Origin of the sequence: Idiomarina fontislapidosi, from assembly GCF_003226255.1 — a bacterium.
Classification (GTDB): Bacteria; Pseudomonadota; Gammaproteobacteria; order Enterobacterales; family Alteromonadaceae; genus Idiomarina; species Idiomarina fontislapidosi.
Window position 1 is genome coordinate 1 of the sequence record NZ_QJST01000019.1, and the last position, 11,503, is coordinate 11,503.

12 protein-coding genes are annotated in these 11,503 nt (G+C 42.7%); 11 read left to right on the plus strand and 1 reads right to left on the minus strand.

Annotated features, from left to right (window positions below; genetic code table 11):
• The first annotated feature begins 81 nt into the window (after positions 1–81).
• Genes DFP83_RS12910 through DFP83_RS12930 form a run of 5 tightly spaced genes read left to right on the plus strand, consistent with a single transcriptional unit; the run spans position 82 to position 5,273 of the window.
• Complete coding sequence (locus DFP83_RS12910) at positions 82–1,275, plus strand: hypothetical protein (protein WP_110576408.1); 1,194 nt, start codon at positions 82–84, stop codon at positions 1,273–1,275.
• Positions 1,265–2,569, plus strand: a complete 1,305-nt coding sequence (locus DFP83_RS12915) for a TniB family NTP-binding protein (protein WP_157981577.1) — start codon at positions 1,265–1,267, stop codon at positions 2,567–2,569. The genes DFP83_RS12910 and DFP83_RS12915 overlap by 11 nt, the downstream gene beginning before the upstream one ends.
• A gap of 4 nt (positions 2,570–2,573) precedes the next feature.
• The gene (locus DFP83_RS12920) at positions 2,574–3,488 is read left to right on the plus strand and encodes a TniQ family protein (protein WP_110576412.1); all 915 of its coding nucleotides are present in this window, start codon (positions 2,574–2,576) and stop codon (positions 3,486–3,488) included.
• The gene (locus DFP83_RS12925; protein ID WP_110576414.1) at positions 3,485–5,083 is read left to right on the plus strand and encodes a TnsD family Tn7-like transposition protein; all 1,599 of its coding nucleotides are present in this window, start codon (positions 3,485–3,487) and stop codon (positions 5,081–5,083) included. Before DFP83_RS12920 ends, DFP83_RS12925 begins: the two co-directional genes overlap by 4 nt.
• Complete coding sequence (locus DFP83_RS12930; protein WP_110576416.1) at positions 5,055–5,273, plus strand: hypothetical protein; 219 nt, start codon at positions 5,055–5,057, stop codon at positions 5,271–5,273. Before DFP83_RS12925 ends, DFP83_RS12930 begins: the two co-directional genes overlap by 29 nt.
• A 292-nt stretch (positions 5,274–5,565) precedes the next feature.
• Here the strand turns inward: DFP83_RS12930 and DFP83_RS12935 are convergent, their stop codons facing one another.
• On the minus strand, positions 5,566–6,483 hold the full coding sequence (locus DFP83_RS12935) for a type II toxin-antitoxin system PemK/MazF family toxin (RefSeq protein WP_157981579.1): 918 nt from the start codon (positions 6,481–6,483) through the stop codon (positions 5,566–5,568).
• Between the two features lie 399 nt (positions 6,484–6,882).
• Here DFP83_RS12935 and DFP83_RS12940 point away from each other — a divergent pair, with 399 nt between their 5' ends.
• The 6 genes from DFP83_RS12940 (at position 6,883) to DFP83_RS12965 (ending at position 10,824) form a co-directional block, all read left to right on the plus strand.
• Positions 6,883–7,257, plus strand: a complete 375-nt coding sequence (locus DFP83_RS12940; RefSeq protein WP_126753166.1) for a hypothetical protein — start codon at positions 6,883–6,885, stop codon at positions 7,255–7,257.
• Positions 7,258–7,354: 97 nt separating this feature from the next.
• Positions 7,355–7,900, plus strand: coding sequence for a DUF4760 domain-containing protein (locus DFP83_RS12945; RefSeq protein ID WP_126753167.1), 546 nt, complete (start codon positions 7,355–7,357; stop codon positions 7,898–7,900).
• 104 nt (positions 7,901–8,004) lie between these two features.
• Complete coding sequence (locus DFP83_RS12950; RefSeq protein ID WP_110576420.1) at positions 8,005–8,265, plus strand: hypothetical protein; 261 nt, start codon at positions 8,005–8,007, stop codon at positions 8,263–8,265.
• A gap of 135 nt (positions 8,266–8,400) precedes the next feature.
• Positions 8,401–9,279 carry a hypothetical protein gene (locus DFP83_RS12955; protein WP_110576422.1) on the plus strand — a complete coding sequence of 293 codons (879 nt, stop codon included), beginning with the start codon at positions 8,401–8,403 and terminating at the stop codon, positions 9,277–9,279.
• Entirely contained in the window at positions 9,279–9,770 is a 492-nt protein-coding gene (locus tag DFP83_RS12960; RefSeq protein ID WP_110576424.1) for a hypothetical protein, read from the plus strand. Before DFP83_RS12955 ends, DFP83_RS12960 begins: the two co-directional genes overlap by 1 nt.
• 55 nt (positions 9,771–9,825) lie before the next feature.
• Positions 9,826–10,824 (plus strand): DUF4917 family protein, encoded by a 999-nt coding sequence (locus DFP83_RS12965; RefSeq protein ID WP_110576426.1) that lies wholly within the window; start codon positions 9,826–9,828, stop codon positions 10,822–10,824.
• Positions 10,825–11,503: the final 679 nt, after the last annotated feature.

Consider the following 11,503-nt stretch of genomic DNA (forward strand, 5'->3'; position numbering starts at 1 on the left):
CCGCACGACTCACTCAATGATATGACACCGTTTGAGTACCGAACTGCGGCATAAATATTCTATGAGATGACTGTGTTATAAATGGGATATTTACAGTACTTTGTGGTAGACAGCTTTTGCAGCAAAATCGTTGGATACTCCATAACATTTCAGGCGGGAACCTCAGCGGTAAAGAAGGCTTTGTACAACGCATTCACGGATAAAGTGGCCTTTTGCGAAAAGTATGGAATTCAAATCGACGAAGATGATTGGCCTTGCCAGCATATTTGCATCCGACTGCTTTGCGACAGAGCGGCGGAGTACAAAAAAGAACTTTTCGATGGAATGATAGCCGCAGATCTTTTACTCGAAACCATCACCTATGCAACCGCGTATATCAGTCGGAGAAAGGGGAGTGTCGAAGTCAATCTTAACGCTTCAGATTTGATAGTCTTTCAACAGCTACAGGGGGCTGTTAAACCAAACCCTGCAAAAGATGTCGCGCATCCATCTAACTTCGCAGAAGTTGATATCGTTACGTTAAACCAGCTAATTATCGAAGCTATTCTATCGTTCAACAAGCGCAGACTTAACTTTACTCGATTGCAGACCTTTGATGTGTTTGAAGGCGTAAAACCGACCCCACTAAGCCTGTGGAAGCGTCATATTTCTCGGCGCATGGGCGGCGGCGTTAGAAAGCCCAAAGAGTTGGTGATGTACGCTCTGTTAGACCAAGACGTTGGTTTGGTAAAAAGGGATGGAGTGCATTTAATTTCAAATAAATTAGTTTATCGCACAACTCACAAAGAGTTTCAGAAATGGCAGCGGGAATGCCTGCTAAAAGGTATGAAAACTCCAGAAATCAAAGTCCGGATCAACCATGATGATCCCAGATACATGTGGTTTCGCTCTGAGCAGTTTGGCAATGAGATCATTGAGTTTACACTTGCATCTCATTGCGAACGATTTGAGGAGCTTATTCAGCATGAGATCGAAGAAGTTTATGCAATGGAAGCCCGAAGCAAATCAATGAATCGTAAGGATCGCTCTGCTGATCGTATTGACTTACAACGTTCTATTCTCAACGCCCAAAAATCAGCCCGCCAGGGCGGCGGTAAACCCAAAGTTGACCGCAAAGGAATCGTTGCGGGAATCAACGATAACTTCAAAGCAGCACAGAATCAGGAAGTAGCTGGTGATGTTATTGAGACCCGTAAGTTATTCGGTACTTCGGGTGAGGACTATCCATTTAGCTCTGCAAGCTCTTCAGACATGGGAGGAGTTGATGATGAGTAACGACCCACTTTTTAAACAATGGGTGGATGGAAATCCATTCATTATGGCTCTCGAAAACTTAAAGCTTACTGAGCCTGAATTGATGTCAAAGTTGGAAGAGCGTGACGATCTACAAGCTGGCTTCAGTGGTGCTCCCGAATCTATTAGGCGTATTGGTCTTTCAAAGAAGTTTTTTGTGCCACCTGAGTATAGCTACGAACTCTACGAGCGTATTTACCATTTGATGTTGGTTGGTTATCTAAATCGTCACCCGAAAACGGACGACTATGATAAGTATCTGCATGATATCGATGCCGGGAAGCAAAGTATAAAAAATGTCCCCAAACCAACATCTCTTGTCGATGCTGGCACATCGATGTTGATGCTGGGCCGGTCTGGCCACGGGAAAACCAAAGAAGTTGATAAAATCTTATCTTGTTTCGAGCTAAATAATCACTTTCATCCACCGAGTGAAGAGACTGGTGGTCGCCGCGTGCCCCAAGTTTTGTGGATAAAAGTGTTTATCAAAAGCACGAGTAGTAAGCGACCATTCCTGCTGTCAATTCTCAACGCCATAGATGAAAAATTAGGTAGTAACTTAGCCTCGCGGTTACCTTCAGCTACGGTAGGCGACGAGATCATCTACGTGATAAAAATGTGCCGAATGGTCGGGTTGGGCATGATCGTGGTTGACGATGTTCAGTTTGTATTAAATGCCAACAAAACGAAAGACGCAAAAAAGTTAACGAACGAGTTTCTAGAGGATCTGTATAACGACCTTGGAATTCCCATGTTTTTTATCGGTACACCTGAGGTTACGGACTTATTTGCTGATAAAAACCAACCCGAACAGACTGAGAGACGATTGATCAGTGACGGGTTATTCCGGGTTCAAGACTACACCGCTGACTCTGCCACTTGGAATGAGCTGGTTGAAGCAACGATGCTTAATTTCTTGGGTTTACAACGCGACTGGCTTAATCAAAACCTCAAAAGCATGCTCTTTTACTACTGTGAGGGAAACGTTAGCAAATTGAAGCGACTGACTGAGTTTCTGCTCACTGAGAAACAGAAGCTGACTAAGAAAAATCTGCCGGAGCGTATTTATCATGCGCATTGTGAGACTCATATTCGAAGCGAGTCGATCAAGCCGAAACTGAAAGGGCTTCAGGTGGTGTCTAGTATTGATAAGCAAGTTAAGGAGGTCGCAGCGGGCACTAAGGAGCCATCAGAGCCAATACCTGTAGACGCCAAGTTACAAGCGCGTAATGAACGTGTGAGAGCGATGCTTGATCAAGATATGGAAGTCGAGTAGCCATATGAACAATGACTCACTAGTAACCATGATGTTTGACAACGTGCTCCTTCAAAGGAAGGAGTACTTCCCCAGTTATGTGTATCGGCTGATGCAATTTGCCAACTTTATGGGGGCCAGTCATTTTCTTGATTTATTGAAGATTACTAGCACTCGACAAATTGGCGAAACACTCCCCCGATGGGCAATCACCTTAATGACTAAGAACTATGGCGATAACAGGCTTTTATCGATAATTGATAACAACTTACTTGGGCGCTACTGGCGTAGTTTTATTGAGGACGATGAAGTAGACCAATTCGTGGGTCAGCAGAGGGACAAAAGAGCAACGGGACGAGTGCTATTTAACGCTGAGAAGGTTCTTTTACCTTTCCAGTCCATCAAGCTTTGCCCTGAGTGCTTCGATGAGTCAGTGCAAGCCTATGGCGTGGGAGTTTGGAATGCTCAGCATCAAGCTGCGACATCATTCATTTGCCATAAGCATCAGCAAATACTTCTTCAGCGTCCCGTGTCGCAGTTTAATGGCTTTGAATTCAGTCAGTCATTCTTCGATAAGGACGCATACGTTGTTCCGAGCATAACGCTGTTCCATCGATGGTTGGACTTTGAAACCACTCGAATTTACGAGATGGGCGTTGAAGCGCACAGAGCGGAGCTGAAACTTCACAAAGACGTGTTTATGGAAAGCAGTTTTTATTCTCCAAAGCGATGCTTAGTTACATCGCGTCTGAATAGTGAATGGCGCAAAGCTCTTGCGAAGTATCTGGGCATTTTGTTTCCACACATGAAAAGCGAGGCTGAGAGAGTTTCAAGTAATGTTGCGCTTAAGGCCAGTAACATTATGAGTGCAGATGCTTCCGTGCATCCGCTACTTTACTTGCTGTTTAAGTTTTTCTATCTATATGAGTTCAGACCGTGAACACCGCGCTCTATACACCGAGGATTCAGCCCGATGAGACGGTGTATTCATACGTGGCAAGATGCCAGCAAATTTGGGGTATACGAAACCCTAGGACTATCGCAAAAGAGTTGTTTGGCAGAGCACCGGTCAGCATCAACCAAGTGCTTCCAATAGAGATAAACAAGATTGCAGGCTGGTCTGACTACGAAACAGGTCATTTGCTCAGCAAGCATACGTTGCTTGACCTATATGGCATTTTTACTAGCCGTAGAACCGAGCTGAGAAGTGTGATGCTGGGGAGTAAAGCACTATCGCTGGCTAACATATCTGCATTGTCTCACTTGGGTCATAAATCCGTTGGCTATTCGTGCGTCTGTCCGGTCTGCTACAGCAACGATGTTGAAAGGATTGGCATAGGCTACTGGCATTTAATTCATCAGTTCAATGGCGTTACAGCTTGCCCGTTTCATCAATGCAAGCTTATTGAGCTCCAAACGGATAGTCGTCAATACGTACTTCCGTCTTTACCCAATAATCAGGCCTATGAGCGGGCTCCTGAAATGCAGGTGATGTTTGCTAAATTTGTTGCTAGCTGTATTGAACAGTCGAGGTTACCAAACCAAAGCGTTTATGATGACTTTCATCATTATCCGGCTTTCTTCAAACGAGGACAGAATCTGGATATGAACAGCTTACTGCACTTACTTGATGCAATCGAGCTTGGATTGGATATCCCGAAAATCGTCAACGAAAGCCATGTTCGCAAAATACTCCGCGAGCCGTTAAGCCCTATATATCCATTCAAGGCGCTAGTATTGCGGTTTGCGCTTTCGTTTCTATCAAGCAATCGGGTAGTGCAAGCCAGTGCGCGTAGCGGCGTGACTGAGCAGCAGGCTTGTCGATGTGTCTCGCTGCTACGCGAAGAAAAGTACAGTATGCGAGAGATCTCAAGAAGAGTGAAAGTTAGTGTTGGATACGTTAAGCAAACTGCCAAACGGATGGGGGTGAGCATCGATGAGCGGCGACAAACGATTACTCCTGACGTTGAGCGAGAAATCAAAGCGATGGCTATTAAGGGCACTTGTCGACATGAAATTGCTAGCAAGTGTGGAATATCCGATGGTGCGGTAGAGCAGATTATTCAGTCCGTTAGTGGATTGGTGGTCTGGCGACAATACCTGCGTCTGTTGTCAAAGCGAAATAACGCGCGGAAGGTTGTGCAAGAAGCGATAAAGCAATATCCAACTCACTCGCGGACGCAACTTAGACAGCTTATTCAGAAAGAGTATGGGCTTTTGTATAAGTACGATAAAAAGTGGCTCATGGGTACTCTGCCAGCCAATGAGAAGCGGAAATATCAAGGGCATAAGCTATGGTCGCGAAGGGATAAAGAGCTACTCCCCCAATTGAAAGGGTTCATTCGTTTAGCTCTTCACGATAACAAAAACGTGCCATCGCAATATGAAATCGACCAAGCACTTGGCGGACACAACTGGTTCAACAGAACAACAAAAAAGCTGCCGAGTTGCAGCCGCTTTTACCGAAGAATCATGAAGAAATTTTCACAACAACAGGAGAAGGCAGATGTCCACGTCAGAAGAGAGCAGAATTGAGATAAACATTGATGCCGATTTGATTAGTGCAGCCGAGGCTGAGCTAGAGAAGTTGCCCAAGACGGTAGACGAAATGCTTGAAAAGTGGATCTATTTGGGCCGGGCAGTGGCTAATCAACTAAATGAGGAAGAACAGTTGCTGGTTATGGCGGGAACTGGCTCGGTTCGAGTTGGGGTATCTGAAGATTAGAAGTGAATTAGGATACCGTGATTTGTGTAAAGCTTGATATATCAAGCACAAAAAGCCGAACCGTAAGCCAATGGCTTATCGGATGCCAGCTTGCCGAGGGAGAGTCATTTTTATAGTTAGAAAATGAAAAGGCCAGCAAAGCTGGCCTTTCAAAACTTTTTTTGTATCGGTAGTTTCCGCGTATACTAAAGAGTACACGGTTCCACTAGTCGCCTTGGTAGGTCGATACTCCCAGTGCCAAGACCTGCTGATAGGATTGCAAATAAATAAAGGGAAGTCAACATTTTTGTTGTTAAATCGCTTTGAGTTGCTCTAATACCTGCTGTAACTCCCCTTCAATGTCAAATGCTTTCGCTAAGTGATCAACTACTTCTCTCAGTTCTTCATTACATGATTCTATCGTCTTTAACTCGTTAGTAACGGCGTTATATTTATCTAAAATCAGAGATTTTTCCTTTCTAACTCCGGTTAGAGCAGTTTGGGCAATTTTGAGTTGCTTTGTGACGTCATCGTTATATATGTCAGCAAGTGCGGTATCAATAGCTTCCCCGTCCGTCTTTGTTAACTTGTATTTGAAGTATTGGTGCCTATATCGCCCAGTAGAGGCTTCTCTTGGCGGGAAAACTCTATGTGCAGACACTGTCTGAACCATATCTAACGCAGCGAAAGATGTTTTTTCAGAGTACCTTGAATGCAAATTATGAAAAGAGTCACTCGATATTGAGATATGTTTAGGGTTATGGTAATCCCTTGTCGTTAAAGGAATTACGGTCACGGAGTCAGCTCGAGTTCCCATGACTATACATGGTCGCTTTTTATGCATTTCGCCGGGCATTAGAGAGTCTGTTCGTAATGTGTTTTTTTCTTCACCAGACGACAGACTGAAAATAGAGGATTGATGTCCAAAATCTACTTCGACGATGTTATGTTTTCTGAGCAATGACTTAAAGTTTTTGCGCTGCTTCGTAGCATGTGTATAAACCGAGTCTGGAATGTCATTTCCGCTGATATAAATTTCAACACCACCTTCAGTGATATCGATGGACTTGATCAGCCACGATTTGTAGAGAGGCTCTTTTGCAAAGGTGTTCGTAAAGTAGATGTCGTGATCTGACGCACTGAAAGCAGGAATGATCGTGTGTGTGATCCCACTGTAAGTTCGACAGCCGAGCTGAACACCGTTTTCCTCGTTTATGAATTTAACTTCCAATATGGCTCCTTGCCAATAGTCTCTTAATTTGCAGAGTCAATTAAAGGATAAAATTGTACCGATGTAAGAATTAATTACTAGCAGTTAAGTTTTCTCGCATTTGTGTGCGGCTTAAGCCTTAAGTTCGAATAGCACCTCCGAGAAAATTGAAGCATTTCTGCCTTCGGTTGTCGAGTTTAATACAATCGTATAAGTTGATTTGGTTAAGAAATTACTTATAACCATGATGTCTGGCGAATTAAAGTTACTAGCAATAGTGATGGATATGGGTTGAGGCAAGTTTTCTTAGGGGTTAGGTCTCCTTAAAGTAGTTTCGGTTACTGTTCGCAGACGTGACCTGTCGTAGAAATGACGTACGTCTAGTATCAATATGTTGTTTGAATGAGGGAGTCAGTAGAATTGACAAACAGCAATAGAATGCCAAATAAAGAGGAAGAAGAGCGAAAGGCGGGGAAAATTTTTGCGGAAATCCTTATCTTGTTTTCTGGTTGCTGTTTTGCTGTCGCATCATACATTTTAAGCCATGCTACTGGCGAGGCGCACTGGTTTGGTCGGTCGGGAGCAGTCGTAGTGCTTTTATCTGTCTGGGTTGAGACAAGAAATTATTCAGCTCAGCAACGCATGAATGATTGCAGGCAGTCTGCTGCGGGGTATATTGGTGGGTCACCTCAAGATTGGAGCATACCTAAACGCAGAAAAGTCTTGGAATACGTAACCTTGTGTTTCATTCTTTTGGGCACCTTGATTTGGGGATATGGCGATCTTGTAGCGTGAAATCATGTAATAACGCCATTAAATTCGCTCGATGCGGTCGTCGGAAGCGAGTCATTCACACCGTTTACGCTAGACGTTAAGTTGCTCGGAGGAATAGTTGAGAATACTACTATTAATTATGTCAGGGCTGTTCTGTGCGTTGAGCCTTTGTATTGGCGGATGGATCTATTGTATCGGAATTGATTCGGCTGGTAATGGTCTGTTCATACTGATTTCTTGTTTCGCGTCTTTGTCGGCCATTACTTTGGGTTGGTGGGTTTCACTTTACATCGCGCAACGTCAGTCTACAGTTTCAATTATTGCACAGTCGAGATTGAGCGAATCATACTTAAAGCAGGTGCAGTCATTTCAAGAAGTATTTCCGTCTGGTCAAAAATTAACTTATGAAAAATTCATCGATTCAAAAAATGAAAGCGCTCGTTATGGTGTTATAAATGTTCTCAATTTTCTCGAGTTTATTTCTATTGGGATAAAGCAGAAAGATCTAAGTGAATCAGTATGTAAAGCCTTCTTCTTAAAAGTTTTTAGTAATCAATGGTATCGATGTTCTGACGTAATTAAGCATATGCAGATTCATACTCATGCAGGAACGTTCGAAAACTTTGAATATTATGCAAAGAAGTGGGACAGTACTTTAAAGTGAATAATTCACTTAGCAAGGCGTATCACTCGCGATTTTAAACCTTGGTTCGACTAGTTGCCTCGGTGTTTTGTGTTACGTTTTTATATACCTAGATTGGAGTTATTATGAAATTTCAAGGCGCAGTGATTAAAGAACAGGGGGTTACGTTTGCGATTGTTGTGGTTAAGAAGCATATTTTAGACTCGCCTCACGAAAGTGAGGAAGCAATTTCGACTTTCATGCCTTTGTTTCCGGGTATGCCGGTTGTACTAATGGCACAAGGTTTTCGAGGTATTCCTGAATATAGAGGTCGAGCAGATATCGTTAATTTTCTTGCCAATTTACACCCATCCCAGATTCCGTGGCAAGAGTACACGTACAGCTGAAACGTAATAATCGCAGGTGCAGCGGTACAACTCTTGGCTCCTTGCATCGCGTAATGTGGATCATTTGCTCCGTAAAATAAATAACAAACGCGTCAATTAAGACGCAAGAGTTTCAGAGGGTACAGGGAGAACCTAATGAGAAGAGGAAGATACTATCTTGGCCGAGTTGTTAAGATAAATCTTGACCAAAAACGTTTAATGGACGCTATAGCCAATGCGCCGACAGTTTCAATCGGCAAGTTTGACTGGACAATAACAGATGTAGTCGATAACAGAAACGAAGATACCCCTTATGTCTTTGGAAAGCTCTCAAAGTATGCAAAGGAAGGTCATGCTACGGTAATTGATGAGGCCAGTCGTTCGCAGGTTGATGCCGATGTACCAAATCTTCTTGAAGCTAGCTCTTCATTTATATATCTGCCTGAATACTCGGGTATAGCATTCTTACAAGTTTGGAACGGTATTCAAGAAGATGTCTTTCCGAGACGGTTTAAATCTATTATAGAAGCAACATTTGATGGCTTTTTTGTGGCCTGTGATGTTGAACCTGTGTCCGACTATCGTGCTTTTACGTCCCGGCTCAAAAAATTGAGCTATTTCACAGAGTTTTCGGCAACAGTGCATCCCCCCAACCCCCTTTTTGGAAGACTATGGGGCAGCCTCAATCAATATATTGAGCACCGAAATGCTTCCGAAGTAGCAGTTAAGGAGCAAACTTCTAAGACAGAAGGTTTGAAGTCTAAAATCATAGAACTTATGGATCGAATAATGGACTCTCCGGACTATGAACCAGACGAACCTCCTGCCATTGGGGATGCCGCTATTTTAATGGCTGCCGATGGTTATGGTAGAGGGAAAGTCGTTGGGATGGAAAATGGAGATGAAGTCGTTATCAAAACTAGTGATACACAGAAGAGCTTCCTTCATGACAAAGAACCTTCTCCCGGAGAGCTTGCGGTAAAAGCTAAAACTCATTTTGAAAAGATCTCTAATGAACGGGATATGAAGCACTGATGAGAATGCTTTATTATTTAAAAGTTTTTTTCTTTAGCTTCGAGTTTGCATTCCTTCTCTTGTGTTTGATTGTCTACATGCTTTCAGACGATTTTTTTTCGCAATACTTTCCTTTGCGTTCAATGAATGACGAGGCAATTCGATGGGTGATGTTCTTTCCCATAGGAATAACTGTATGGACTTTAAAGGAGGGCGTCGGAGTTCTTTTTCCAAGTGAAAAAAACGAAAAGATACTGCATGAGTGGCCCGATTATTGGAAGCTTAAAGTTCACTTTGATGTTGGTATATCAAACAGTATCTTTTTCACAATTCCATGCATCGTTGTTTGGCTTCTGGACACACTAAATACTTTGGCTGGGGCTTGGATATTTACTGGCTTTGCTGGCGCTTTATCAATAAACGCTTTCAGCTTCTATGCTGCAAAAATAAGTTTAAGAAGTGCTTTGATTCGGCTAGATGATGACAATAATTATGATAACCACGTTAAGTAGTAGGCTTTCGGAATGAGGTGTTTTCAGTGAATGTTGGCAGCGGAGGGGACTGAGTTTGCCTTTTGAAATTCATTCTTGGGCGGAGATTTCCGATAGGTTTACTGACACGTTACTGCTAGGGAATGGAGCCAGTATTGCAGTAGATGAACGGTTTCATTATGAATCTCTAAAGCAACATGCAATTGAAGACGGCCTTCTCAATGAAGAGGTTCAAAGCTTGTTTGATTACTTCCATACTGAAGATTTTGAATTAGTTTTGAGGATTGTATGGCAAGCAACAAATGTTAATAAGGCTCTCGAGATAGAGGACGAAAAGACAGAAGCCGCATACAGGCACGTTCGGGATTGTTTAATTGCTGCTGTTAGAGATATTCATCCAGAGCATAATGAAGTTGCTGAAAAATTACCTTCGATTGCCGCCTACATGAAAGGATTCTATAACGTAATTTCGCTCAATTATGACTTAATCGTGTATTGGGCGATGATGCACGGGAACGACTTGGATAATAGACATATTTTCAAAGATTGCTTTGTAAGGTCCGAATTTGACGATGATTGGTCAAGGTTTCGTGAGGTATATGGAGACATCGACAGTTGCTCTTTAGTCTTTTATCCTCATGGAAATCTCATTTTGGCGCGAGATAAAATTGAAAACGAGAGGAAGATAAGTTCACAGGGCAGTAATAGGCTGCTGGAGAACATTTTGGAAAAGTGGCAACGAGGCAGCTACGTCCCACTATTTGTTAGCGAAGGAACCGAGCGACAAAAGCAGAAATCGATCCAGAGTAGTTACTATTTGAATACGGTTTATCGTGAGGTTCTTACTTCGTTTCAGGATAGCTTAGTCGTCTATGGTTGGGGTGTAGGAGAACATGACCAGCACATCCTAGACAGAGTTGCAAAGTCAGGTATTGATAGAATCGCATTCTCAGTAGTTGATAATGATCAAGCATATTGTAATAGGGTTAATCAGCTTATTAGAGATAATTTCAACGAACAATGTGAGGTTTTATTTTTTGATGCTAGAAGTCCTAATTGTTGGGTTAACCCATAGCAGGTGGTCAACATGGGTATTACTGACCTTATCTACTCCCATCAATCGTTGAGTGTATCTATATGCCTAAAATAGACAGAAAAACAATAGAGGCTGCATACGATGTCGCAAAACGCGTTCATAGAGGATACATCTCAATGACGCGAGGGATAGAAATCCTTGAAACGTGTAATGGTATGAATCCAAATTCAGCTGTCGATTACATATATAGTTATCGGAACTTGATCGAGGGTAAGCGATTCACTCGAACAACGAACGCGGCTGCGACACGCTACTATTTGGAAATGATATTTAAAGAAAACGGGAGGGACAAGCTACTAAATGCGTTGTCCTCCCTTCGGCAGCACATTGACTATTACGAGACGGTTGGCAATTCTAGCGTAATCAAAGGCAAAGAAATTTATGAGGAGTTTTCTCGACAAGCTGAAGTCTCTACAAATGATGATTACATCTTTCCTGATGAAGTTAATGAGACTGTAGAGCTTCGCGAGGGTAAGGTACGAAGCGTACATGTTAACATTTACGAGAGGAACCCAGTTGCTCGGGCACAATGTATCGAGCACTATGGTTGCTGCTGCTTTATTGGTAGTGTTCATAATTCTGTGTCATTTCGTTAAACTAAGCAAAAAAAGAGATGACATATGACCAAAACCAATTTCGACATGGATGCCGCTTTAAA

Excerpts from the sequence above, each read along its gene's own strand:
- DFP83_RS12910 (WP_110576408.1), top strand. The coding sequence starts at position 82 with ATGGGATATTTACAGTACTTTGTGGTAGACAGCTTTTGCAGCAAAATC.
- DFP83_RS12915 (WP_157981577.1), top strand. The coding sequence starts at position 1,265 with ATGATGAGTAACGACCCACTTTTTAAACAATGGGTGGATGGAAATCCA.
- DFP83_RS12920 (WP_110576412.1), top strand. The coding sequence starts at position 2,574 with ATGAACAATGACTCACTAGTAACCATGATGTTTGACAACGTGCTCCTT.
- DFP83_RS12930 (WP_110576416.1), top strand. The coding sequence starts at position 5,055 with ATGTCCACGTCAGAAGAGAGCAGAATTGAGATAAACATTGATGCCGAT.
- DFP83_RS12950 (WP_110576420.1), top strand. The coding sequence starts at position 8,005 with ATGAAATTTCAAGGCGCAGTGATTAAAGAACAGGGGGTTACGTTTGCG.
- DFP83_RS12955 (WP_110576422.1), top strand. The coding sequence starts at position 8,401 with ATGAGAAGAGGAAGATACTATCTTGGCCGAGTTGTTAAGATAAATCTT.
- DFP83_RS12960 (WP_110576424.1), top strand. The coding sequence starts at position 9,279 with ATGAGAATGCTTTATTATTTAAAAGTTTTTTTCTTTAGCTTCGAGTTT.